A 25,871-nucleotide genomic window follows, 5' to 3' on the forward strand; every position below is an offset into this window, starting at 1 on the left:
ACTTAAATTCGTTTTATGAATTCCAATTTCTTGCAAACTCCTATAACCTATCTAAAAGGTGTAGGCCCGAACCGGGCTGAGACACTTCAGGGAGAATTGGGTATTCACACCTATCAAGATTTACTCAATCTCTTTCCGAATCGGTATTTAGATAAAACCCAATACTATAAAATCTCACAATTACAGCGTAGCAGCGCCGATGTGCAGATCGTGGGTAAAATCATCAATATCAAAACCGTTGAACAAAAGAAAGGCAAGCGCTTGGTTGCAACTTTTGTTGATGAAACAGGTAAAATGGAACTCGTTTGGTTTCGCGGTCAAAAATGGATTCGTGAAAACCTGAAACTCAATATACCTTATGTCATTTTTGGAAAATGCAATTGGTTCAATGGCGTATTCTCTATGCCCCATCCTGACATGGAGTTGTTGGAAGACCATAAAAAGGGACTCAAAATTTCAATGCAGCCCATTTATCCATCCACAGAAAAGCTCAGCAACAAGGGGGTTACCAATCGGGTAGTCAGTAAAATGATTCAGCAGCTGTTCTTAGAGACAAAGGGCAATTTTTCAGAAACCCTTTCCGAAGAACTACTCCATGAGTTGAAATTATTACCCAAAAGCGAATCGCTACTCAATATACATTTTCCTAAGAGCCAAGAAATGTTGGCTAAAGCCCAGTTTCGCTTAAAGTTCGAAGAACTCTTTTATATTCAACTGCAATTGATTACTAAAAAGTTGCTCCGCAAGCAAAAGATCAAAGGCTTTCCTTTTGATCAGGTCGGAGAGCTTTTTAATGCGTTTTATGAAGAACACCTCCCCTTTGAATTGACAGGTGCCCAGAAAAGGGTCATCAAGGAAATCCGTCACGATTTGGGCAGCAACGCCCAGATGAACAGATTGCTCCAAGGTGATGTAGGCTCGGGAAAAACAATTGTTGCCGTCATGACCATGCTCCTCGCCATAGACAACGGCTATCAGGCATGCCTTATGGCGCCAACGGAAATTCTTGCGAATCAACATTATGTAGGTATCAAGGAGTTACTCGATAAAATCGGAATCAGTTGCGCCTTGCTTACCGGTTCTGTAAAACAAGCGGCTAGAAAAGTAATTCATGAACAACTGGAAAACGGTGAGCTTCATATTCTAATTGGCACCCATGCCTTGTTGGAAGATAAGGTGCGATACAAAAACCTCGGACTCGCTATCATCGATGAGCAACATCGGTTTGGTGTAGCACAACGCTCCAAACTATGGCACAAAAACCAGTTTCCGCCGCACATATTGGTAATGACCGCTACGCCTATACCAAGGACTTTGGCCATGAGTTTATATGGCGATTTGGATATTTCGATAATTGATGAGCTCCCTCCCGGTAGAAAACCCATTAAGACGGTACATCGCTATGACTCAAATCGTCTAAAAGTTTTTCAGTTTCTTCGAGATGAAATCAGAAAGGGACGACAGATCTATATTGTATATCCCTTAATTCAAGAGTCTGAGGCTTTGGATTATAAAGATTTGATGGATGGTTATGAGAGTATCGCCAGAGACTTCCCCCTACCCGATTACCAGATATCTATCGTTCACGGCAAAATGAAACCCGCCGATAAGGATTATGAAATGGAGCGCTTTGTTCGTGGTGAAACGCAGATCATGGTAGCCACTACGGTAATTGAAGTTGGAGTGAACGTACCCAATGCATCGGTGATGATCATAGAAAGTGCAGAACGCTTCGGGCTATCACAATTGCATCAATTGAGAGGCCGTGTTGGTCGTGGTGCTGATCAGAGCTTCTGTATTCTCATGACGAGTCATAAATTATCCGCGGAAGCGAAAACACGCTTAGAGACCATGGTGCGTACTAATGACGGCTTCGAAATCGCAGAAGTAGATTTACGACTGCGCGGCCCAGGTGATATTATGGGTACCCAGCAAAGCGGAGTGCTCAATTTGAAAATCGCTGATATTGTAAAAGACAACGATATTCTAAAAACGGCACGTTACCATGCGATTCAGCTGTTGAAAAATGACCCCGCTTTAGAAAAGCCAGAGCATTTGGTGGTCAGACATGCCTATGCACAACTGGTAAAGTATAAGAATATTTGGAATTATATAAGCTAAAAAGGCCCAACCTAAGTTGGACCTTACCATATTATATGCAATACAGGTTAATTTATGTCTTCACCATTTTGCAATTTCACTAGAAAACCCGCAATTGCATCTTTATTTGGTTTATCAGGAGCACGCCCTTCAGCAACCTTGAGATGCTTTAAAGCTTTCTTGTAATTGCCATTGGAGGCATACCCGCGTGCTAGACCAAAATCAACGGGCCACTGGCCTTTATTTTTCTTAGCGTTCATCTGAAAAACTTTTAAGGCCCTTTCTTTATTACCCTGGGCAATCAGTTGTCTTCCATAACCGTGGGTTTCAAAAACCGTGGCCATTCCCAAGGCTTCGTCCATTATTGCATCGGCCTCAGTAGTCTTTCCTTGTTTGTTTAAAATACCGGCCTTGATATTCAAATTGTTAAAGTTCTTTTGGCTAAAGAATTGCCCCGCAATGGCACCATTGATCCAACCCAAAGCCTCATCTAAATCTCCGCCATTATTTAAGGCATAGTTCGCAGCTTGCTCCCAGCTCTGGCGATTAAACCCTGGGGTGTTTTCAAGCTTCTGTCTAATATCTGCTAATACGATATCAGAAACGTCAACTTCTACTTTAAAGGGAATCTGTTTTTTCTCCCATTTTAAGGCTACAACGGCCGATGTTGCGTCTACATCAACAAACTCGAATGTCAGTTGCTCTGTATGGGATGTCGCTTTGGTAGTCACGTCAACTTTAAGTGCATCGTCGGCAGGGTCGTAAAAATAGCTGCCCCAGGCACCATTGTTTTTTGAAAAAATAATTGTGGCCTTATCGCCTTCATGAATGACCATGTGAAGACCATATTTTCCGGCTGCCAAGGCCTGTCCTTCGATTTTCACATCATCGGTAAATTTGATAATGGTATTCTCATTGGCTCCAGCGCGCCATGGTGATTCCTTGGCCGTTCCAAAACCCAAATTGTTCATTCCATAGGGTACTAGCTTTCCCCAGACTTCCCTATCATTGACGCTAGGTCTAGAATATTGAATCGATACATCAGTAATTCCGATACGCTGTGATACTTTTGCCTGTTGACTGCCTCTAGGAAGATCTAACTGCGCCACGGCAGGTGTTGATAAGAACAAAAGAGCCAATGACAAGGCCGCGACTGTTTTTGTGTAAACTTGTTTCATTTTAAGTTGCTTTAAATTGATGAATAGATTTTGTTGTTATGTCTCCAAGGTAGGTACCTCATGTATTCTAAAAAGTTATCGTTCTGTTAAACTATAGGATGGGTATGTTAAACTTATAAATTCAACAAAAATCAGATTGAACATCGTAATTTTCAACAGCAATAATTTCCTAAGAACCCCTTCTTTCCTTAGATTTGCTAGCTTAGAATTCAAAGATTATGAGTACGAAAAAGACACTATTTGACAAAGTATGGGACGCTCATGTGGTTCATCAAATAGAAAATGGTCCAGATGTATTGTTCATCGACCGTCACATGGTTCACGAGGTAACGAGTCCCGTTGCTTTTTTAGGCTTAAAAAATAGAAATATTAGGGTCTTGCACCCCGAAAAAACGTTTGCTACAGCAGATCATAACACACCGACCATTAATCAACATTTACCGGTTGCCGATCCTCTATCGGCGAATCAGTTGAAAATGCTTGAAGAAAATGCCAATGAATATGGTATTTCGTATTGGGGGTTGGGGCATGAAAAAAATGGCATCGTGCACGTTGTTGGTCCGGAGTATGGTATCACACTTCCGGGTGCTACTATTGTATGTGGTGATTCACATACTTCTACGCACGGGGCCTTTGGCGCCATTGCCTTCGGTATTGGAACTTCGGAAGTTGAGATGGTGTTGGCCACGCAATGTATTATGCAGCCGAAACCCAAAAGCATGCGGATCAATATTACCGGACAATTGCAATATGGTGTTACACCAAAAGATGTTGCCTTATTCATTATTTCTCAGTTAACCACTTCTGGAGCTACTGGATATTTTGTAGAATACGCTGGTGATGTTTTCAGAAATATGACTATGGAAGGGCGTATGACCGTCTGTAACCTGAGTATCGAAATGGGTGCCCGCGGGGGTATGATCGCTCCTGACGAAACTACCTTTCACTATATAAAAGGGCGCGAGTTTACTCCTAAGGGAGCTGCGTGGGATACCGCAATGGACTACTGGCAGACCTTATACACTGATGAAGGTGCGGAATTCCATAAGGAGTTGACTTTTGACGGTTCTCAGATTGAACCTATGATAACCTATGGCACCAACCCGGGAATGGGAATGGGCATTTCAAACGATATACCAACTGCGGAAGCGGTTCAGGGTGGAGCGGCAACCTATAAGAAATCGTTGCAGTATATGAAATTCGATGAAGGGGATTCCATGATAGGAAAACCTATTGATTTTGTTTTCTTGGGAAGTTGTACTAATGGTAGAATTGAAGATTTCAGGGCTTTTGCATCCATAGTAAAAGGGAAGCAAAAAGCAGCTAATGTTACTGCTTGGTTAGTCCCCGGAAGTCATAAAGTAGAATCAGCAATCAAAGAAGAAGGCATTTTAGATATTCTTACCGAGGCAGGTTTCGAACTAAGAGAACCGGGATGCTCCGCGTGTTTGGCAATGAACGATGATAAGGTACCTCCAGGAAAATTAGCCGTGAGTACATCGAACAGAAACTTTGAAGGAAGACAAGGCCCAGGTTCAAGAACCTTGTTGGCAAGTCCACTTGTGGCAGCGGCAGCCGCAGTTACGGGTAAGGTGACAGACCCACGGGAGTTAATGCTTGAAAACGCTTGACGCTAATCGCTGTACGCTATGCGCTAAATGATAAAGGCTAATGCGGGATTATAAAAAATACGATGTCTGGAAACTTGGCCACGTAATAACACTGCAAGTTTATAAATTGACAAAAACCTTTCCGAAGGAAGAACAATATGGCTTGGTGAGTCAAATGCGAAGGGCAGCATATTCTATTCCATCGAACATTGCGGAAGGATGTGGCAGAGAATCAGATAATGAGTTTAAAAGGCATCTTACAATATCGAGGGGCTCGGCAAGTGAACTAGAGTATTTCACAACATTGTCCAAGGATTTGGAGTATCTGGACCATGAATCCTTCAAAAAATTAGAAGATAAAGTGAACAAAGTAAAACGAAGTTTGAACAATTTAATTAAGAAAGTATAGAATAAACTAATTAGCGGACTGCGAAAAGCGACAAGCGCTTGGCGTAACACGCACATCAACAAAATAATGGCATACGATAAATTCAACACACTAACATCATCCGCAGTTCCACTTCCAATAGAGAATGTGGATACGGATCAAATCATACCTGCGCGTTTCTTAAAAGCTACAGAACGTAAAGGATTTGGAGATAATTTGTTCCGCGACTGGCGCTACAATCAAGATAACACGCCGAAAGCGGATTTCGCACTTAACAATCCGAAGTATAGCGGAAAAATTCTAGTGGGTGGCAAGAACTTCGGTTCTGGTTCTTCCCGTGAACATGCCGCTTGGGCAGTTTATGATTACGGATTTAGATGCGTAATCTCGAGTTTCTTCGCCGACATTTTTCGGGGGAATTGTCTGAATATCGGAGTTTTACCCGTACAGGTGAGTCCAGAATTCTTACAAAAGATTTTTGCCGCGATTGAGACTGACCCGAATACGGAATTTGAAGTGAGTCTGCCAGAACAAAAAGTCACGATTCTGGCTACAGGCGAAAGTGAATCCTTTGATATCAACGATTATAAGAAAGGAAACATGACCAATGGCTTTGATGATATTGATTATCTGTTGAACATCAAGGGTAATATTCAAGAGTTCGCCAAGACCAGACCTTTTTAAAAACGTCATGGCAAAAAGATACTTGGAAATAATGGACACCACCCTTCGCGACGGCGAACAGACTTCTGGTGTCTCATTTTCTGCCACAGAGAAATTGACCTTGGCCAAACTATTGCTTGATGAGCTAAAAGTTGACCGCATTGAAGTTGCCTCTGCCCGTGTTTCAGAAGGAGAACTAGATGCTGTAAAGCAAATCACAACTTGGGCGAAATCAGAAAAATGCTTAAACCGTATCGAAGTATTGACCTTTGTAGATGGTGGTGTTTCTTTGGAATGGATGAAAAAAGCGGGAGCTAAAGTCCAGAATTTATTGACCAAAGGCTCTTTAAATCATTTGACGCATCAGCTTAAGAAAACACCGAAACAGCATTTCAATGCTATCGAAAAAGTAGTAAAACAAGCAAAGAAGCAGCGCATCGAGACCAATGTATACCTAGAAGATTGGAGTAACGGCATGCGAAATTCGAAGGAATATGTTTTTGAATATTTAGATTTTCTAGCTACCCAGCCTATCAAACGAGTTTTACTGCCTGATACACTAGGAGTTATTACTTATACAGAAACTTTTGGTTTCCTGTCGGAAATTATAGAACGGTATCCCAAAATACATTTTGATTTCCACGGACATAATGATTACGACTTGGGCGTCGCAAATATCATGGAAGCAGTCAAAGCTGGCGTCCACGGATTGCACCTCACTGTAAACGGAATGGGCGAACGCGCGGGTAATGCACCAATGGCAAGTGCAATTGCTGTTATTAATGACTTTTTACCAGAAGTAAAGATCAATGTCAACGAAAAATCACTTTTTAAAGTCAGTAAATTAGTTTCCGCTTTTACAGGCATAAGCATTCCTTCGAACAAACCGATTGTTGGAGATAGTGTTTTTACACAAACTGCTGGAATACACGCAGATGGAGACAGTAAAAAGAACCTATACTTTAGCGATTTAATGCCGGAGCGTTTTGGAAGAAAACGCAAATATGCGCTCGGAAAAATGTCCGGAAAGGCAAACATACAAAAGAATTTACAGGAACTTGGACTAACGCTTAATGATGAGGATTTAAAGAAAGTAACCGCAAGAATTATAGAGCTTGGTGATAAAAAAGAACGGGTCACCAAAGACGATTTACCCTATATCATTTCCGATGTTTTAGATACCGATTTTAATCAAAAGGTTTTTGTAAAATCATATGTGCTGACCCATGCGAAAGGATTGCAACCTTCCACTACCCTTTCACTTGAAATCAAAGGAAAGCTTTATGAGGAGAATGCTTCGGGTGATGGACAGTACGATGCTTTTATGAATGCTTTGCATAAAATTTACAAATCTCAAAAACTCGAATTACCACAATTGGTGGATTATGCGGTACGTATACCCCCTGGAAGTAATTCGGACGCCCTTTGTGAAACCATCATCACTTGGGAGTCAGCCGACGGAAAAGAATTCATCTCGAGAGGACTTGATTCAGACCAGACCGTTTCTGCAATTAAGGCGACAGAAAAAATGTTGAATATTATTTAAAGCGCTTAAGCGCTTTTTGCTACACGCCAAACGCTTTACGCTATGCGCTTGAATAGCGGATTAAATGAGAGACTATAAAAAATATCAAGTATGGGAATTGGGACATGAAGTGACCTTGGAAGTTTATAAATTGACCAAAGATTTCCCAAAAACCGAAATATATGGCTTAGTAAGTCAAATGAGAAGAGCTTCAAGTTCTATCCCAGCAAATATCGCCGAAGGATGCGGACGTGAGTCTGATTCCGAATTCAAGAGATTTCTTACCATAGCTCGAGGCTCCGCAAGTGAATTGGAATATTTGACAATACTTGCTAAGGATTTAGGATATACAAAGGAAATTGAATTCAAGAAAATCAATGATATAGTTGACAAAGTAAGAAGAAGCTTAAATAATTTAATGAACAAAATATAATTAATAATACATGCCAACGACAGCGCATAGCGTATGGCGTTCAGCGTAAAGCGAAATACAGAATGAAACTAAACATTGCCCTTTTAGCCGGAGACGGAATCGGACCAGAAGTAATTGACCAAGCAGTTAAAGTTTGTGATGCTATTGCTTCAAAATACAATCATGATATTACCTGGCAACCTGCCTTAACAGGTGCAGCGGCCATTGATGCCGTAGGAGAACCCTATCCTGATTCCACGCACGAAGTTTGTGCCAATGCCGATGCCGTACTGTTCGGTGCTATTGGACATCCGAGATTTGATAATGATCCTTCGGCCAAGGTACGCCCTGAGCAGGGGTTGTTGAAAATGCGTCAGAAATTAGGCCTCTTCGCCAATGTGCGTCCGACCTTTACCTTCCCCTCATTGATTGACAAATCTCCTTTAAAACGAGAGCGTATTGAAGGAACCGATTTAATTATTCTTCGCGAATTGACCGGGGGTGTTTATTTTGGTGAACGCGGTAGAACAGATGATCGTAACACCGCCTACGATACCATGACCTATGAGCGTCATGAAATCGAACGTCTGGCTAGAAAAGGATTCGATATGGCCATGAAGCGCTCCAAGCGTTTGTGCTGTGTTGATAAGGCCAATGTCTTGGAATCATCGAGATTGTGGAGAGAGACCGTTCAAGCTTTGGAGAAAGACTATCCAGAAGTTGAAGTATCCTACGAATTTGTCGATGCTGTTGCCATGCGATTGGTACAGTGGCCCAGCTCCTATGATGTGATGATCACTGCCAACCTTTTTGGCGACATCTTGACCGACGAAGCCTCGGTTATCTCAGGAAGTATGGGCTTAATGCCCTCTTCATCGGTAGGAAGTAAAGTATCATTATACGAACCCATTCACGGTTCGTATCCGCAAGCAGCGGGTAAAGATATTGCCAATCCACTAGCGACAGTGCTCTCTGCAGCCATGCTATTTGAAGATATGGATTTAGTGGGTGAAGCTCAAGCAATTCGCGAAGTGGTCAATAAATCATTGGCCGAAGGTAGGGTTACCGAAGACTTGGCCGATGGTGGCAAAAGCTATAAAACCAGTGAAGTTGGCGATTGGTTGGCAGCCAATCTCTAGCCGGCCACAAGGATAAGTACGAGCGGAGTCGAGAAGGAGCTTCCAAGATGAAAGCATCTCGGCTCCGCTCGATATGACAGCAATATTCTTAAAGCGGAAATGTAATAATTTCAGTGTTATCTTCCTCTGGTTCAAGCGTCACATCAAGTGATGTCGTACTAGGATCGGTCATTTCGATATTGATATTGTAATGTTGATTACTAGTCATGCCTTCTATGACTCTTGAAATCTGAATAGTTTCACCCGCTGCTCCTGTAGCGGAAATAAGAATGAATAATTCACCAGCATCCTTAGTGAAACCGGAGGCATGATTCCCCCAAAATAAACTGTGATAACCTCTTCGACCATTATCTGTAACTTCATACGTTATATTCAATGGGAATTCACCAAACGCCATAGCATTCACCTGAGATCTAGCTACATAGGCAGAAATATCAGGATAGGCCGATACTATTTCACTTGAAAAATTTACAGTTGTAGCCACATCAAGTAGTGTTAAGACGGGGTTTAAAACCGTGTTGTTTCCGGTAGTTATTTCAAAGTTTTGAATATAGTCCCCATAAACTCCATCATCAAATCGCACTTCGCTCAACGGAAAGTTAGACATCAACATATTATAGGTGCCGGGTGGCAATTCAATATTTGCTGGTAAATCACGATAGTTTTCAGAGACCAAGGTAGAGAGGCCATCTGTAGTGGTAATTTCAACCAGCATTACATCTAGGGCCTCTTCCAGGGTTAAAGCTCTTGCCGTTGTAATCGTAATCGGATCTTTTAAAAAAGCTTCGATAGTTAGTGCGCCGGTAGCAACTTCTTCGCTAAGAGGGTCCGCATCTGCATTTTGACTGAGTATGATATCTGAAAAATTGTCTTTGCTACAACTTTGAAGGCAAACTCCAATGCTAAGGAAAACGATTAAAAGCTTCATTCTGGTTTTCATAATTTCTTGTTTTTAGGTGTAAATCTCTATGTTATCAAAACTTCTTGGGGTTTTGCTCCCCATTCTTGTATTTTATGTTTTGATAAACAAAAGGTTAACATTCAAGACAAAATATACCAAGTGCACTTATGCCGCTTGAATTTGTGTGAAAACAAATAACCATTTGCCCTAGTAATTTGAACATATTTGTTATGGTTTGTGGCTTAACGCTCTTATCTTTAAGAAGTTGAATCTAGCAAACTATAAACCAATACCCGATGCTTCAAAAAATAGGTGCTTTCTTAGATACGTTCTTTCGTCCGCTCGAACGCTTTGTTCATCAATACATTTTAGGCCCTTTTCGGTGGTTGCTTGATAAAATAGACCCCTTTGCAGAGAAAATTGAAGGGACGGTATTCAAGAAAATACTACAGATTGCCATTTTTCCGGTATTTATGATCTTGACAGTATATGTTGGGTTCGAAATGGTGAAGGATGGTTATACCAGCAGAACCTTTGTAGATACCATTATTATGTTCCTCATCCTTGGGTTTATTTTCGCTCCCTTGGAACGGCTTATTCCTTATAGCAAAAAGTGGATCAAAGACGATGAAACCCCTGTTGACATCATGCTGTTTTTCGGCAGTAAGCTCTGGGGAGATTATATCAACGTTCCGCTACGTCTGGGTACCATGGCGGTAGTTGTACAGGAAATATCTCCAACAATTGGGCAGGAAATCTGGCCTACCAACTTGCATCCAATACTTCAAGTCTTTCTCTTGTTGACCGTAGCCGATTTTTTCCGGTATTGGTACCATCGTTGGATGCACGAATCTGAATTTATGTGGCGCTGGCATGCCGTACACCATTCTTCCGAACGGCTGTATTGGTTTAATGGCACCAGGTCTCATCCGTTGGAATATACTATATCTGGACTTTTATGGGCGATACCCTTTGCATTTATCAAGGCGCCGGTGGAGATTGTTTTTGTTACGGGATTGGTAGGCAGGGTCATTGGTCGTTTTCAGCATACGAATATGGATGTGCTTTTAGGGCCCTTTGATTATATATTCTCTTCTCCAAAAAATCATCGATACCATCATTCTAAAAAAATACATGAAGGCAATTCCAACTATGGCGGCGATGTTATTATTTGGGACCATCTGTTCGGTACCTTTCATATGCCCAAAGGAGAAAAACCCGGCGACGATATCGGTATCAATGCCATGCCCAACTACCCAAAAACATTTATCGGACTAATGTTGGCACCTTTTACCTACGGCAGTATAAAAAAAGAAGCCGAGCGAATAGCGGTGGAAGACTCCAAAGAAAGCAGTCGAGATTTGGCTGAATTGCCGGCCGATAAATAGATACAAGCAAGGGAAAGCTAAAACTACGGTCAGTTCGAGCGGAGTCGAGAACCAACTAATTGGAAAAATCCATCCCGCCATAGCTTGTCATGAGAAAAGCAGAAAGGCTCGATGCAACAGCAATCCAATGTGCCGCGTACAAATTGGAGTTTGCCTTCCCAAGGAAATGCCTTACCAACTTACTCCTGAGCCACCGCCACCAGAACTTCCACCGCCAAAACTAGAGGAAGAACTGCTGGAAGAAGACGACCAGGAAGAACCTGAAGAAGATGATGATTCACTGGCCCTTACGAGGGTCGATAGAACGATCACTTTGTCTTCGTTATAATTACAGTTTCGGCATTCATAATGGTCAACCCGTTCTCCCTCATCATCATATGTAGGCCGTTTGGTCACCCTTGATTTTTTCTTTCCAAAGGTTCTATAACCACATTCTTTACAATCGGAATACTTGCGGCCATTAGGACCTTCATATTCTAGAATCATAATATCGCTTTGGTCTTCAGTGACCCAAACGTCATAACGAACCGAATTCAATTTTTCCTCTAAAATCTGGGCTGCCTCCAAAAAGGCATTTTCGCGCCATTCATCTTTTAAAAGCATTGGTTTTCCGTTCTTTTTACTAAAGCGAGCTGCGTAACGGTATCTATTTAGACGCTTCTTTGCCATTTTCGCGAAGAATAACATGGGTAAGGGAAATACATATTGGATACAACCAAATTTCAAGTTATCGAGACGATGGTATTTGTCATAATAGTCGTCTTTGGAAAGTTGAATGTCAAAGGCCTGCCCAAAATACCAGCATCCAAATATGATACACAGCAAACTGTATAGCAATAGCGCAAAGTGATACCATTGCCATTCAAAAGCCTGCTCTTCGTGAACCACACTGTAACCATATACTTCATCAATAGCGGCAGGGTTCTCCAAAAATTCCTTAACACGCAGCACGGCCTTTTCCATACCGCCTCCAAAATCACCTTTCTTAAAGCTAGGTACAATTTCATTAACACCAATGCGGTAGCAAACCACATCAGACAAAATAGGCTCTAGTCCATAGCCTACTTCAAACTCTGTACGACGTTGGTCCATCACCGTTAAGATCAAGAGGCCATTGTCAGTATCAGCCTTTCCTATTTTCCAATGGTTGAACAAATCTACCGCGAAACTTTTCGGAACTTCAGAACCTATACTCGGTAATAAGACCACGGCCACTTCCACTGAAGATTTTTGTTCCAATTCATACAGTAGTTCATTGATGCGTTGCTCCGCTGCAAAGTCTATAATGTCATTAGGGTCGGAGATAGAACCAATAATGCCCTCGCCTCTTGGGCTCGGCACCTTGGTTACCGTATAACTTGCTAAACTAGTATCATACTCAGGAGCCACAAAAGGGGGATACACTAGCTCACTTTGGTCAGCTGCCTGCCGTGCTAACATGCGCTGATACGAATCTTCAGTAATGGAATCTAAATCGGCGGTAGGTGTTTGGGCTAAGGAAATCGTACAAATTGCTAGTGATGCAAAGGAAAAATATAATTTTAGAAAAAGAGCTTGCTTCATAGTGATTGGCATGATAGACTAACGCCTACGAAGCTATAAAATTATTTGAGGAAACATATCCCTTAATTCAGGTATAGTCTTTTTACTGCCGTTGCGACCGCCCCAAATCAAAAACATATTTATTATCTTAGGCCAATTACAAAATAACCCACCAAACCTATGCGTACCTCCAACAATTTCGACGACCTCAAAAAGCTCGAAGAAGAACAATTACCAGTAGCAAAACACAAATTACACGATTGGACCCATTTTGCCGGTCTCTACGCTGCAGAGCACGTAGCTGCAACCGAGTTTGTCATCGGGGCGACCTTTGTGGCACTTGGTGCCAAAACCATGGATATCATCTTAGGTCTGCTGATTGGTAATATTCTTGCTGTATTGAGCTGGCGGTTCATCACCTCCCCTATTGCTGTTGATACGCGACTGAGCCTCTATACCTATCTGAACAAGATTGCAGGTGATTCGATGACCCAATTGTATAACTGGGCCAATGTCATCATCTTTTCGGTGATTTCGGCAGCGATGATTACGGTCTCATCGACAGCAGTACGCTTTGCCTTTGATATTCCAGCGCAGCTCAATTGGTACCCTACCAATGCCTGGTTTATTTTGATCGTTTTGGCCGTAGGCATCGTTGTGGTTTCCATTGCGCTATATGGTTTTAATGCCGTTTCTGAATTTTCAGGTATCTGTGCACCTTGGCTTTTTGTGATGTTTACAAGCGGCGCTATGGTGCTATTACCCGCTTTGTCTTTGGATGTTTTGGATAAAACCTTACCCGCTGGATGGACCGATTTTCTGACCCTAGGCGACCAAAGCATCTGGACGGGCATCAACAGTGACGGCGACCCCGGAATTGGATTGGTCGAAGTTATCGGTTTTGGTTGGGCCGCCAATACCATTACCCATTTCGGATTGATTGATATGGCCCTTTTGCGTTTTGCAAAAAAGAAGAACTACGGATATGCCACCAGTACCGGTATGATGTTTGGTCATTATGTGGCTTGGATTGCTGCCGGAATCATGGGTGCTGGAGCCGCGGTTATCTTAGGAAAGTCTATCGTAGAACTCGACCCGGGTGATGTAGCCTATTATGCCCTAGGTTGGTCTGGTTTTGTGATTGTTATTGTTGCGGGATGGACGACCGCGATTACGAATTTGTATAGAGCAGGTTTGGCAGCACAAGCGATCTTCTTTAACCATTCTCGCAGGAGAACGACCATAGTGGTCGGGTTGGTAACCGTAGCCATCGCCTGTTTTCCTTTTGTGTTTTCACAAATACTGCCGCTACTCACCTATGCAGGCTTGCTGGTGGTTCCTGTGGGAGCAATTGTATTTGCCGAACATCAGCTTTTCCCTAGAATAGGCTTTACGCGTTATTGGTCTTCGTATCGCAGGCTAACCTTTAGTATGCCTGCCGTTGCTTCTTGGGCCTTGGGCTTGGTCTTCGGTTTTGGCTTGAATGCCTTAGATGTGATTTCCTTCTATTATCTCTTTATCCCCACCTGGTTTTTTACTATTGCGGTGTATACCTTGCTCGCGTCGCGGTATGGAGCGAAGCAAGACTATCGTGAAGAAGTTGAGGAAGAAAAAGTTCGAAACGAAACCATCGAACGCTTTCAAGAACAGCAAGCAAAGGAAGAAATTAGTACTCCAAAGGATGTTTCTATGTTCTCCAGGGGATTAAAATTTTTAGCTATTTCGGCCTTGGTCGCTACTTTGGTGTTGGCCTGTAATGTGCTATTTGGAAGTACTACAGAAGCCAATTATATCGCAAATCGGGAACTCTTTTACACCTATGCTTTCCTTTGTACGATCATTTATTTCGCACTCGCCTATTGGGCGCTGAAACGTGGTAAGCAAACCACTTCAGGATAGTCCCAAAAGACTTTCAAGGAAAATACATTTTGATGTAAAGACAGCTCTAGAACAAATTAAATCTCGATTATCGAGACAAACACGGTAGCATACACATGGAAACCCCAATACAACTGAATCAAGCGAATTTAGCAGCCATAGGAACCCGTATTCCCGTGCCCAAATACGCACGTTCTGAAGCTAACGCAGACATCGTACATATCGGCGTCGGCGGATTCCACCGATCGCATTTAGCATATTACCTAAACCAACTCAAAAAAGGCGCGGGGACCTCCGCCCCCGTGCCCCCGACCGGGATTTGCGGGATTGGGTTGCGCGAAGCGGATACCAATCTCTACGATATTTTCAAAACCCAAGACCATTTGTATACCCTGATGGTCAAACACCCTAGTGGAAAAATCGATGCGGAAGTCATAGGTTCGATAGTCGATTTTAAATTAGGAATCACCGACCCAGAACCCGTCATCGCGCGTATGGCGCATGCAGGTACTAAAATTGTTTCACTGACCATCACCGAAGGTGGTTATAATTTTAACCCTACCACTGGGGTGTTCAATTTTGACAACCCAGACATACAACACGAATTACAAAACCCAAACGACCCTAAAACAGTCTATGGCTTTTTAACAGCAGCTTTAAAAAGACGCCGCGATGGAAGTTTGCCCGCCTTTACAGTACTGTCTTGCGATAATATTGAGCATAACGGAGACATGGCGCGCAAGATGCTCCTCGCCTTTGCCGAGGTACAAGACCCTGAACTGGCAACATGGATAGCCCAAGAAGTTTGCTTTCCGAATAGCATGGTAGACCGTATTACTCCAGTTACTACCGCGGCAGATATCGAATCGCTAGCACAAAACTATGGTGTACAAGATGGCTGGCCTGTTACCTGCGAGCCCTTTATACAATGGGTGGTAGAAGATAAGTTCTCGAATGGGCGACCCGCCTTTGAAAAGGTAGGCGTACAATTCGTAGCTGATGTAGGGCCTTATGAAAAGATGAAACTACGACTGCTCAATGCGGGGCATTCCGTTTTGGGGCTTTTAGGAGCACTACACGGCCACCCTACTATCAATGTCTGTATGGAAGACGAAACCTTCGTTAGCTATTTAGGTGCCTTTCTAGACCAAGAGGCCACCCCTATCTTAGGAAACATCGAAGGCATTGATTTGGAGGACTACAAAAACAGCCTGCTCGAACGTTTTGCCAACCCGAATATCAAAGACAGCGTCAGCCGTATTTGTTCGGAAAGCTCGGCCAAATTGCCTAAATTTTTAATTCCGACGATTCACGAGAATTTGGCTACTGGCGGTAGCATTAAGTTCGCCACCTTGGTGATTGCGGCTTGGTGTTATTATAGCGATAAACAGGCGGACCAAAACGGACAACCCCTAGAAATTATTGATGCGATGCAAGACGAACTGTATCAAGCCGCGAAAGAAACCACCAATAACTCCTTGGCATTCCTTCAACTAGAATCGCTTTTTGGTGGGCTTTCTGGGAATGAGCGCTTTGCTAGTTGTTATACGGCTATGCGACAAGAGCTATTTGAAACGAATGATATTAAGAAGTTGATGCAAGACCTGTTATAGGGTATACCAAGCTTAAAAAAATTGCTTGCGCTACTGAAAACCGCAATACCCCTGCAAACTATTACTTGAATTTTGGGCTTTAGAGATTACAGTACAATGTTCGCTTGCTACTGACCTATTTATGACAGGCTCTCGTCGGTAGTTGTACGAATTTATTTAATTAGTTTTTTATCTTGTGGTACGCATACTGCGCATATACTAACGTATTACTATACACAATTGTTGGCAAAAATTCAGATGGCCTCATGAAAAAAAGAAAAAATATTTCATTATTACTTTTGAGTATTGGTGCTGCTTTAAGTATAGCATTTATATTAAAGATTGAATTTCCTCAAGGATTTGAGGCATATTTTAAAAGAGCATACTATAACCAATTTGGTCCATTGGCCATTAGTATTGAACTAATAATTGCAAGTTATTACCTATTTATTGGGCATGAAAAGACGAATTTTACGTTAGCTCTTTTTGGATTTACTGCTTTGCTAGATCCTCTTTTTAATCAAATAGGTCTTTTCAATAGCATAGTACCTTTATACGGAACCATAATTTTATCGATTTGTGCGGTGTTATGTCTATGGCTAGCATTTGCAAACACATTTCAATTAAAACGTTTGTCGCGTTTGGCAGCTATATTAAGTGTTATTCTTGGTGTTTTTGTTGAACTATTTTTTAATTACCTATAATAAACATTTGCCAACAACATATAAAACATAGCTTTTCCCAACAGTTCCCGGATTGCGAGCATCTTGGTTGTGCTGTCAACAGTACAAATATTCACAATTGAAGAAATATTGTAACCTTACTTTACTCTAGTATCATAGATCATATGTAACAAAAACCTTTTTATGAAAAAAATCATTCTTGTCATAACAGTTTTACTCGTTTCTCATGTATCAATTGCACAAAATTTTAATGAATTAGAGCACTATGAATTTAATTCTGTAGAAAGTTACAAGACTGAACAAGCTAATGTGCTGCTATGTGCCAATTATTTATTTAACAACCCTACAAATACGTCTGAGTTAAATCGATTGACATCAATTCAGTATATTATAAAATGGATGACTGGAACTCCTGACTATACTTTTGAAATTGGAGAGAAAGCATTGGAATTGACAAAAGGAAATGATGATTTACTTGGCCTCTACATGGCAGCAATGTCTAAGGTTGTGCTAGAAAACACGGAGCGACAATTAAGTAATGATGAAATTTATAATCAATCAGAAGAAGTTTTGGTTAACTATTGTTCCAACGCAGATAACAAAATGAAACCTTCAAGGAAAATTAAAAAAATCCTAAAAAGCAGAAAAGAGTAAAGCTATGCTCCCTACCAATATTAGCATTCTGCTCGGCCATCAAAAGTAAGCATGCCACAGCTGGCACCCGCTGGCGTTCGCCTACGACAGCTGTCTACAACAGTAATCAAGGCGCTATTATAGAAATAGGGTGACTTTTTACCCTATACTATTGCTATCGGTCAGCAAGAAAAAATATATCTTATCTTGGGAGCAGATTCCACCCAAATACATACAAAAGAATGAAGCAATTTATCAGAGAAATTGTACCCGTAATCATCGGAATATTGATTGCCTTATTTATCAATAATTGGAATGAGGATAGAAAGGATAAGAAATATCTAAGTCAAATGTTTTCATCTATCGAAAAGGAATTGAAAGAAAGCGCCGCAGATATAGAAAAAACAATTCCAAAACAACTGGCATCTGTTGATAGTATTCAAAAGTACTTGACTAATGAAGAATTCTCTATATACGATATGATTACAAAATCTAATGGTATTCATGCACCCAGTATTAAAACCAATTCGTGGAATGCTATGGCCAATGCTAAGATTGAATTGATAGCCTATGAAAGACTATCAGCATTAGCTGATATTCAAGAAAGAAAAGAAAATCTGGAAATGAGACTAGAAAGACAAATGGATTTTTTACTTCAAAACATTGAAAAGACCGATAAAATAAAGAAAGAAATGCTCATGATGACTATTTTAGATATCGTTAATGCCGAGAAAGAACTACATGCCGAAATCGAAGAAATATTAAAAAATGAACCTGCAAACAACACCGATTAAATAGCGATAGTGTATATGGCCGAACCAAGACCTTCCGCTGCGGCTGGCCTCCTCTCTCGTATGCAGGTTTGCAACTTATGGCAACAGTAAGCCATTTACACCACTTACTAGAATTAAAGAAATAGATTAACTTGGTACCCTATAAAACCTTAGCATAATTTAAGTATACACGCATGACATTCAAAAACCTGACTTACCTACTGCTAGGAATAGCATTGTTCTCTTGTAAATCGCAAATGGTGCAAAAGGAAGTACCTCTAAAGGCTAAAAATGTTATTTTACTTATTGGAGATGGTACAGGTTTGTCACAGATTTCATCTGCATTTTATTTTAAGAAAACAAAACCGAATTTCGCACGCTTTAAGCATATAGGGCTTATTAAAACATCCTCCTCAAGAGAAGATATTACTGACTCTGCGGCAGGTGCCACAGCATTTGGCTCAGGAGTAAAAACCTATAATGGGGCAATTGGGGTTGCCGATGATTCAACTGAAGTTGAAAATTTAGTTGAAATAGTGTCTCCTTTGCATATCAAAACTGGAGTAATTTCTACGTCATCCATACAACATGCTACTCCCGCAAGTTTCTACGCGCATGTCATAAATAGGGGCTTATATGAAGACATTGCTTTAGATATGGTAGCTTCTGATATTGATTTTTTTGCGGGCGGCGGAACAAAGTTTTTTAATAAAAGAACAGATAAGAAAGACTTAATAGCCGAATTGAAAGCAAAAGGATTTGGAATAGATACTACGGCCTTGGGCGATTTTGAAAGAATAAAACAGTATTCGAAAATGGGATACGCCTTAGCAGATGACGCCATGGAACCTGTTGCCAAAGGACGTGGTGATTTTTTACCTAAAGCCACTGCACTAGGTATAGCATTTCTTACTAAGGATGTTGCTCATTCCAATTTTTTTCTGATGATAGAAGGTTCACAAATAGATTGGGGAGGGCATGCTAATGATGCTGACTATTTGATCTCAGAGCTAATTGATTTTGATGATGCTATCGGCAAAGCATTGGATTTTGCCGAGAAGGATGGCAATACATTGGTAATAGTTACAGCAGATCATGAAACTGGAGGATTTACCTTATCGTCAACTCCAAAAAAAACAGAAGAGGGCGAGTCTTATAGTGATTATAATGAAATTACAGGTACTTTTTCTACCGGTGGGCATTCGGCCACACTAATCCCCGTGTTTGCCTATGGTCCAGGAGCTGAAGCCTTTTCTGGTGTTTATGAAAATACGGAGATCTTTCATAAGATACTTAACGAAACAAATTGGAATACGAAGAATTAATAGCACGCAAGTAAGCATCAAACTAGAAATGTAACTAGGGTTTCTCCAATGCTATGAATGGTAAAATTGCATATGTATTTTCGACCAAAATGTGGAAAGATGATGCGCCAAGTGGTTGGTATTTTGTCTCCTTGCCAAAAATTATATCCAAAGAAATAAGGAAAAACCTAGGATGGCAAGAAGAAGGCTGGGGAAGGATGAAAGCACTTGCCCGAATTGATGCCGTGCAATGGGAAACGGCTATTTGGTATGACACAAAAATGGGTGCATATATTCTTCCAATTAAAGCTGAAATCAGAAAAAAGCTTCGCCTTGCAGTCAATACCGAAATGGAAATTAGCATTTTTATTTAGATTTTACCTCCAGGTGCTAACATAGGTTGATACGAATCTTCGGTAATGGAAGCTAACTCGACTGCAGCGTTCGGGCTATGGAACTACTGCAAATTCTTAGTGATTCGAAAAAAAACAAATGATTTAAAAAAGGAGGTCGCTTTATAGTTGGTTGTATGATGGACTAACATTTAAGAAACTAGAAAATTATCGAGGAATTCGTATCTCTGCATATAGGGTTATGCTTCGATTTCATAAATTGCAGCTAAAATGATAAGTGAGAAAGGTGTTATACATATTCTCTTGTCAGTAGCTAGAATACAAAATCAAGGGCAATCGAAATGAAGAAAAACGCCATTCTTATAGTACTAATTCTAATGTCAACGCTTTCTTTCGCACAAACACCAAAGAAATCAGAATTGGTGTTGGTTAATGGAAAGCAGCTATATTATGAACGCTATGGTCAAGGTGCACCCTTGTTACTTTTACATGGGTATACCCTTTCTACCCAATCTTGGGCACCCTATATTAACGATTTTGACGAATATGAAGTGTACCTAATAGATTTAACGGGGCATGGGAAATCTGACGCGTTTAAGGAAAAGCTATCCTTAAAATCGGTAGCTGAAGATCTCAACGCCTTAGTTCAACATTTGAAACTACAAAAGATTCAAGCCATTGGATTTAGTTTTGGAGGTGATGTGCTATATCAGCTTGCACTACTAAACCCGTCGTTGATAGAATCAATGATCACTATAGGGGCCGTGGGTACCTGGACGGTCAATGATTTTCCAGAATTCCAGAAAGCCTTTACATTCGAAAACAGAGCTAATTTCCCATGGTTAACCTCCTATCATGGTACCGATGAAAAGATTAAAGCCTTAATGGAGCAGTTTAATAACTATACCGTTGCCTTAACCAATGAAGATCTACAGACCATACAACCGGAAGTATTAATGATGTTGGGCGACGATGATGAGGGAATGGATTTGGAAGAGGTAGCCCGAGTAAAGAAAAACCTACCAAACTCCGATCTTTGGATCTTACCAAATGTAGCACACGGGGCCCACGAAGGCGAAACCAAAGAGGAGTTTATCGTAAAAGCCAAAGCCTTTCTAGCCAAAGAATAAAGTAGCCCGGTAAGTGGCAAGGCAGTTGACTAGCCGATGACCTTAGTTCATGGCTAAATTTTTAGTAGCTGTAACTCATGAACATATGCATACAAGAATTTTAATCGCAATTTTTATTTGCTCGTGCTGTTGCAAGACATTTGCACAGCATAGCAGAGAGGATCACATTGTCGGTTCTACCATCTCAATGCAATCTCAGGTACTCAATGACGAGAGGGTGCTTCAAATTTTCTTGCCAGATGGATACGCAAACTCTGACACAAAATATCCCGTGCTCTATGTGCTAGACGGGCAGCGCTATTTTTTACATGCTGTAAGTTTGCAAAAATCTTTTGTAGAATTTGAACAAACTCCCGAGTTCATTGTAGTCGGTATTACAAAAAACCCTTCAGATAGAAACAGGAACTATAGTACCAATTCACAGCAGTATCGAGACTATATCAAAACCGAGGTCATTGACTATGTCAATACAGAATTCCGTACATCAGAGACACGAATGCTATTTGGTTGGGCCTATGCCGGGGGATTCGTAATAGAAACGATGACAAAAGCGCCAGATTTGTTTGAAGCCTATATTGCAGCAAGTCCATTTCCAGTAAAGGAAAAAATCAGGATTGTAGATAGCCTTCTCGAGGAAAATCCCAAGTTCAATAAACAACTCTATTTTACTTCAGGAACCAACGAAGGGGTGGTAAAAGATGGAACGGATGAACTATCTCGGCTTTTAAGAAACAAAGCTCCAAAAACAATGCGTTGGACCTTTGCTGAATTGGAAGGAGAAGAACATCGATCTACCCCCTTCACTACATTGTATCACGGCCTCAAGAAGTACTTCAACTACTATCCCGAATTACAATTCAGCAGTCTTAAAGAATTCGGAAATGCGGGAGGCTTGCCTAATGTTTATGCCTATTACCAAAAGAGAGCCGCGCAGTACGGGTTTTCGACCGATTTATCTGATTGGACGATGTTCAGTTTGACTAGAAACGCCATACGCGCGAATAACTTTGATCAATTTGACCTTTTGGTAAATGAATTCATAAACACAGGCTTTATCAGCAGGTTGAGCATGAACAGGGGCTGTTCAATAGCTGATTTTTATTTGGAAAATGAACACTATGATAGAGCCCTAGACCTATTCACCCTTTTGGCAGAAATACATCCCAAGGCTGCAAGACCTTTAAATGGATTAGGAGATATATACAAAGGATTAAAAAAGGAAAGGAAGGCTTCACGATATTATAAAAGGGCAAAAGAACTTTCGGAAAATAATGCGGACTGACTACCAACAGTTCAAGCAGTTTATAAATTTTTCTAGACTTCAAACCGCAAATAGCAAGGGGTCGCCATCTAAGGTTTTTACAAATTGTAAGTCCCCCAACTGCTAGTTTGCAACTAGTAACCACCACCATACACCAGATGTTTCTAAAGAAATTTAGTACCTTGTTACGACACTCCCCCATTGATTCAGACAGGTTTTTCTGAATGAAATAACCTCCCGCTCTATTGCTAATTGAAGCGGCTACAGCAGCATATTAAAATATATCAAAATAAAACCTATGAAATATTTAAAGTACATCCTTGGAATTTTAGCCCTCTTGATTATCGGGTTTTTCCTTTTAGGTATAATCAAGTCGGAACTCTCTTATGAATGCGAAATACTAGTCGATAAGCCATTAGCGGAATCTTGGGCGGTTAGTCAAGATGAAGAGAAATTATCAGCATGGTTAGAAGGTTTACAAAAAATTGAACATGTGAGTGGCACACCCAATGCAGTAGGTGCGGTCTCAGATGTCTATTTTATTGATGATGGACAGGAAATGACTATTCGAGAAACCATTACCGAAATTGTGCCAGACGAATCTGTATCGATGAACTTTAGCTCAGATTTTATGGATATGGATTATAAACTTTCAATGACGCCTATGGGTGGAAAAACCAAAATCACTTCAAGTACTACAGCTACCGGAAATGGGATGGTCTCAAAATCCATCATGGTTTTAATGGGAAGTGCTATTAAAGCACAGGAGGAAACCAATCTAGCAAGCCTGAAAAAGACTATTGAGGAAAATTTAAAGAATTATAATGCAATTGAAAACTAAGGTATTTATCCTTAGCCCTAAGCTGACCAAAACAACTTGCCCATTCGCAGTTTAAACAGCTGCTTCTTTTGATAATACCAAGCGATGAAAAAACCAATAGCCCTGTTTTTTGTTCCAATGCTTATACTTAGCGCCTGTCAAAAGGAGAACAAGCTTAATGAGGCCGAATTCAAAGCCCTCATGAATCAGGTTGCCATCGGCTGGTCAACTCAAAATACCACTTTGGCCCTAAGCAGTTTTGACGTCGATGCGATCTATATGGAGCCTCCAAATATTCAGTACTATCAAGGGCATGATCAACTTCGCCCCTATTTTGATGAACTGACTGAGGCATATAAAATGAAATTTCATAGGCTTTGGTTCGACACACAAACGCAAACCGGTGCGGGCGAATATACCTTTAGCTATGAAAAAGATTCTGCAGATACTGGAACGGTAGTAGTTGAACTGAAAAATGGAAAAATTATATTCTGGAGGGAATACCAGCGGAAAGGACCTGCTGATTTTAAAGATTACCTCCGCATTGACAACAAAGAGTGGGAATGGCATATCGGAAACTATCCAGAACCCAAAGACAGTCTGCCCTCGAAATGATATAAAGCTGCATACCTCTAGGGCCATATTTCATGGTCATTATGCAAACCCAAATGACCAAAACGTATAATACGCGTCGTTCATAAATTGTTAGTCTACAGTACGGCTGGCAGCGACAATTAGTATATTCCCCTGGTACAATGATGCTATACGCTATGGAAATTAATGCTGATCAATATGCGCTTACCTAGGCTAGTACCACAAAGCTAATTTTCCTTAAAATGCGTTAGTATTGCACCAATGACCGTGTCGGTTTGTGATTGAATAAGCCCATGGCCTGTAGGCAAGACAACTTCTTTGTACGAGGCTGCGATCCAAGTTTTTTGTTCGGGAATAATAGCAGGGGCAATTACCATATCTTCTGATCCCCAGATAAATAAAGTGGGGCTATTGATTGTTTTTATATAGGTTTTTTCACCAACTATTTTGTTTATATCCAAAGCTCTATACCAATTTAACGTGGCCGTGGTCGCACCCAATTCTGACTGTAAAGCGATATACTCTTTCAGTTGATCTTTCGGACTATTACGCATCATCTGTTTAAAAAATTGCTGTCGATTGGCTACAAATTTATATTCAGGCAAAAATGGGTTTTGCAGTTTTTTTATATAACCACTTCGTTGCTGTTGTTCTGAATCATTGAGCACCGCATCAAAAAAAACGCCCAAATGCGGAATGGAGAGGGTCGTCAAACTGCGAAGCCGCTCATTATATTCGATGGCCGTATTCCAAGCCACCACAGCCCCCCAATCATGACCGACCAAATGAAAGCTATCAAAGCCCAGCTGATCGGCAACCGCTATTACATCATTTGTCAATACATCGATCTGGTAATGCTCCTTGCCTTTGGGCCTTGCACCCGGGCTATACCCCCTTTGATCAAAAGCAACTACCCGATAGCCCTCTTTGGCAGCCTCTTTTAACAAGTCTGCCCACATGATAGAAGATTCGGGAAAACCGTGCAATAAGATGACAGCTGGGCCTTGGTTTTGGAGGCCAGCTACCCTAGCAAAATATTCAAAATCTCCTGCTGGTAGTCGAAATTCTCCTGTATCGTCTTTTGCTTGAAGTAAGGGAAGCGCAGCAATTCTGGTGCTGTGTTTTCTAGACCAATCTATAGAACCAAAATAGCGATAGCATGGTACCAGAAGAAGTACCACAACTGTAATTACAATCGCCCATTTAACATATTTCCATCTCATGATGCCATTTTTACAGTGGGAAAATGGTATGCCCTCCGTCTAATACAATACTTTGACCAGTCATAAAATCACTGCTACTCGAAGCAAGAAAAACGGCAATGCCTTCCATTTGATCCAAAGTTCCGTTCTTCCCTGAACAGGAGCGCCGAAGGGTAGCTTCCTGAAACACTTTTGGAGCGTTTAATGACATTTCTGTCTCGATATATCCGGGTAAAATCGCATTTACCTGAATTCCTTTATTTCCCAATTCTACCGCAAGCGATCGTGTCAAACCCAAGACTGCAGACTTCGTTGTGGCATATCCAGCAGAAAACCCCGTACCTATTAAAGCGGCGATGGAAGAAGTCACGATTAACTTTCCAGGAGCCTCTCTTTCCAACAAATCGGCAATAACTGGTTTGTACGTGTTCACCACGCTATTCAGGTTCAGGTTTATTACAGCATTCCAATCATCTTCACTTATTTGGTGCAAGCGTTGCCCTTGAGGGCCTGCACCACCGGCATTGGCAAAACAGACATCTACTTTTCCGAAATGCGCTTTGGTCGCTTGAAACGCTTCGCGCGCCCTAACAGCCTGAGTCAGATCTGCTGCATATGTCATCACTTCGCCACCCAAATTTTCCAAAACTTTTTTGGCTGCTTCATTTTTTTCTACATTTCTTCCCCAAATGGCAACTTTTGCACCCGCTTTTACCAAGCCTTTGGCATAGGCTAACCCAATTCCACTATTACCACCTGTGACAATAGCGACCTTATGCGTTAAATCAAATAATTCCAAATC

General features: G+C 41.2%; 24 protein-coding genes. 19 read left to right on the forward strand and 5 right to left on the reverse strand.

Features of this window, described 5'->3' with window-relative positions; translation table 11 throughout:
• Window positions 1–15: 15 nt before the first annotated feature.
• Window positions 16–2,121, forward strand: a complete 2,106-nt coding sequence (gene recG / locus ABJN95_RS13260; protein WP_348370892.1) for an ATP-dependent DNA helicase RecG — start codon at window positions 16–18, stop codon at window positions 2,119–2,121.
• A gap of 47 nt (window positions 2,122–2,168) precedes the next feature.
• Here recG and ABJN95_RS13265 read toward each other — a convergent pair whose 3' ends face one another.
• On the reverse strand, window positions 2,169–3,278 hold the full coding sequence (locus ABJN95_RS13265; protein ID WP_348370893.1) for a DUF2911 domain-containing protein: 1,110 nt from the start codon (window positions 3,276–3,278) through the stop codon (window positions 2,169–2,171).
• A 218-nt stretch (window positions 3,279–3,496) separates the two neighbouring features.
• Here ABJN95_RS13265 and leuC point away from each other — a divergent pair, with 218 nt between their 5' ends.
• From leuC to leuB, 6 genes are all read left to right on the forward strand, one after another.
• A complete protein-coding gene (gene leuC, locus ABJN95_RS13270) occupies window positions 3,497–4,909 on the forward strand; it encodes a 3-isopropylmalate dehydratase large subunit (protein ID WP_348370894.1) in 1,413 nt (470 codons plus the stop codon).
• A gap of 40 nt (window positions 4,910–4,949) precedes the next feature.
• On the forward strand, window positions 4,950–5,297 hold the full coding sequence (locus ABJN95_RS13275; RefSeq protein WP_348370895.1) for a four helix bundle protein: 348 nt from the start codon (window positions 4,950–4,952) through the stop codon (window positions 5,295–5,297).
• 66 nt (window positions 5,298–5,363) lie between these two features.
• Window positions 5,364–5,960 carry a 3-isopropylmalate dehydratase small subunit gene (gene leuD, locus ABJN95_RS13280; RefSeq protein ID WP_348370896.1) on the forward strand — a complete coding sequence of 199 codons (597 nt, stop codon included), beginning with the start codon at window positions 5,364–5,366 and terminating at the stop codon, window positions 5,958–5,960.
• Window positions 5,961–5,967: 7 nt separating this feature from the next.
• Window positions 5,968–7,485: an alpha-isopropylmalate synthase regulatory domain-containing protein gene (locus ABJN95_RS13285; RefSeq protein ID WP_348370897.1), complete on the forward strand. Its 1,518-nt coding sequence runs from the start codon at window positions 5,968–5,970 to the stop codon at window positions 7,483–7,485.
• A 64-nt stretch (window positions 7,486–7,549) separates the two neighbouring features.
• Window positions 7,550–7,897 (forward strand): four helix bundle protein, encoded by a 348-nt coding sequence (locus ABJN95_RS13290; protein ID WP_348370898.1) that lies wholly within the window; start codon window positions 7,550–7,552, stop codon window positions 7,895–7,897.
• 62 nt (window positions 7,898–7,959) lie between these two features.
• Complete coding sequence (gene leuB / locus ABJN95_RS13295; RefSeq protein WP_348370899.1) at window positions 7,960–9,015, forward strand: 3-isopropylmalate dehydrogenase; 1,056 nt, start codon at window positions 7,960–7,962, stop codon at window positions 9,013–9,015.
• A gap of 88 nt (window positions 9,016–9,103) precedes the next feature.
• On the opposite strand, the gene ABJN95_RS13300 is transcribed toward leuB, so the two are convergent.
• The gene (locus tag ABJN95_RS13300; RefSeq protein WP_348370900.1) at window positions 9,104–9,955 is read right to left on the reverse strand and encodes a DUF4493 domain-containing protein; all 852 of its coding nucleotides are present in this window, start codon (window positions 9,953–9,955) and stop codon (window positions 9,104–9,106) included.
• A 257-nt stretch (window positions 9,956–10,212) separates the two neighbouring features.
• Here ABJN95_RS13300 and ABJN95_RS13305 point away from each other — a divergent pair, with 257 nt between their 5' ends.
• Complete coding sequence (locus tag ABJN95_RS13305; RefSeq protein WP_348370901.1) at window positions 10,213–11,304, forward strand: sterol desaturase family protein; 1,092 nt, start codon at window positions 10,213–10,215, stop codon at window positions 11,302–11,304.
• 171 nt (window positions 11,305–11,475) lie between these two features.
• On the opposite strand, the gene ABJN95_RS13310 is transcribed toward ABJN95_RS13305, so the two are convergent.
• The gene (locus ABJN95_RS13310; protein ID WP_348370902.1) at window positions 11,476–12,867 is read right to left on the reverse strand and encodes a TPM domain-containing protein; all 1,392 of its coding nucleotides are present in this window, start codon (window positions 12,865–12,867) and stop codon (window positions 11,476–11,478) included.
• Between the two features lie 159 nt (window positions 12,868–13,026).
• On the opposite strand from ABJN95_RS13310, the gene ABJN95_RS13315 reads away from it, so the two are divergent.
• From ABJN95_RS13315 to ABJN95_RS13365, 11 genes are all read left to right on the forward strand, one after another.
• The gene (locus ABJN95_RS13315) at window positions 13,027–14,745 is read left to right on the forward strand and encodes a hypothetical protein (protein ID WP_348370903.1); all 1,719 of its coding nucleotides are present in this window, start codon (window positions 13,027–13,029) and stop codon (window positions 14,743–14,745) included.
• A 95-nt stretch (window positions 14,746–14,840) separates the two neighbouring features.
• A complete protein-coding gene (locus ABJN95_RS13320) occupies window positions 14,841–16,337 on the forward strand; it encodes a mannitol dehydrogenase family protein (protein WP_348370904.1) in 1,497 nt (498 codons plus the stop codon).
• 245 nt (window positions 16,338–16,582) lie between these two features.
• A complete protein-coding gene (locus ABJN95_RS13325; protein WP_348370905.1) occupies window positions 16,583–17,020 on the forward strand; it encodes a hypothetical protein in 438 nt (145 codons plus the stop codon).
• A gap of 162 nt (window positions 17,021–17,182) precedes the next feature.
• A complete protein-coding gene (locus ABJN95_RS13330) occupies window positions 17,183–17,653 on the forward strand; it encodes a hypothetical protein (RefSeq protein ID WP_348370906.1) in 471 nt (156 codons plus the stop codon).
• A gap of 221 nt (window positions 17,654–17,874) precedes the next feature.
• Window positions 17,875–18,426 carry a DUF6090 family protein gene (locus tag ABJN95_RS13335; RefSeq protein ID WP_348370907.1) on the forward strand — a complete coding sequence of 184 codons (552 nt, stop codon included), beginning with the start codon at window positions 17,875–17,877 and terminating at the stop codon, window positions 18,424–18,426.
• 173 nt (window positions 18,427–18,599) lie between these two features.
• Window positions 18,600–19,730: an alkaline phosphatase gene (locus ABJN95_RS13340; protein ID WP_348370908.1), complete on the forward strand. Its 1,131-nt coding sequence runs from the start codon at window positions 18,600–18,602 to the stop codon at window positions 19,728–19,730.
• 53 nt (window positions 19,731–19,783) lie between these two features.
• A complete protein-coding gene (locus ABJN95_RS13345) occupies window positions 19,784–20,083 on the forward strand; it encodes a DUF1905 domain-containing protein (RefSeq protein WP_348370909.1) in 300 nt (99 codons plus the stop codon).
• Between the two features lie 320 nt (window positions 20,084–20,403).
• Window positions 20,404–21,192, forward strand: coding sequence for an alpha/beta hydrolase (locus ABJN95_RS13350; RefSeq protein WP_348370910.1), 789 nt, complete (start codon window positions 20,404–20,406; stop codon window positions 21,190–21,192).
• An 85-nt stretch (window positions 21,193–21,277) separates the two neighbouring features.
• Window positions 21,278–22,474, forward strand: coding sequence for an alpha/beta hydrolase-fold protein (locus tag ABJN95_RS13355; protein ID WP_348370911.1), 1,197 nt, complete (start codon window positions 21,278–21,280; stop codon window positions 22,472–22,474).
• 277 nt (window positions 22,475–22,751) lie between these two features.
• Complete coding sequence (locus ABJN95_RS13360) at window positions 22,752–23,294, forward strand: SRPBCC family protein (protein ID WP_348370912.1); 543 nt, start codon at window positions 22,752–22,754, stop codon at window positions 23,292–23,294.
• Between the two features lie 84 nt (window positions 23,295–23,378).
• Entirely contained in the window at window positions 23,379–23,888 is a 510-nt protein-coding gene (locus ABJN95_RS13365; RefSeq protein WP_348370913.1) for a hypothetical protein, read from the forward strand.
• A 206-nt stretch (window positions 23,889–24,094) separates the two neighbouring features.
• Here ABJN95_RS13365 and ABJN95_RS13370 read toward each other — a convergent pair whose 3' ends face one another.
• Together ABJN95_RS13370 and ABJN95_RS13375 are read right to left on the reverse strand one after the other, a co-directional pair.
• Complete coding sequence (locus ABJN95_RS13370) at window positions 24,095–25,090, reverse strand: alpha/beta hydrolase (RefSeq protein WP_348370914.1); 996 nt, start codon at window positions 25,088–25,090, stop codon at window positions 24,095–24,097.
• Between the two features lie 10 nt (window positions 25,091–25,100).
• Complete coding sequence (locus tag ABJN95_RS13375) at window positions 25,101–25,868, reverse strand: SDR family oxidoreductase (protein WP_348370915.1); 768 nt, start codon at window positions 25,866–25,868, stop codon at window positions 25,101–25,103.
• Window positions 25,869–25,871: the final 3 nt, after the last annotated feature.

Source organism: Maribacter sp., assembly GCF_039974175.1.
Taxonomy (GTDB): Bacteria; Bacteroidota; Bacteroidia; order Flavobacteriales; family Flavobacteriaceae; genus Maribacter_C.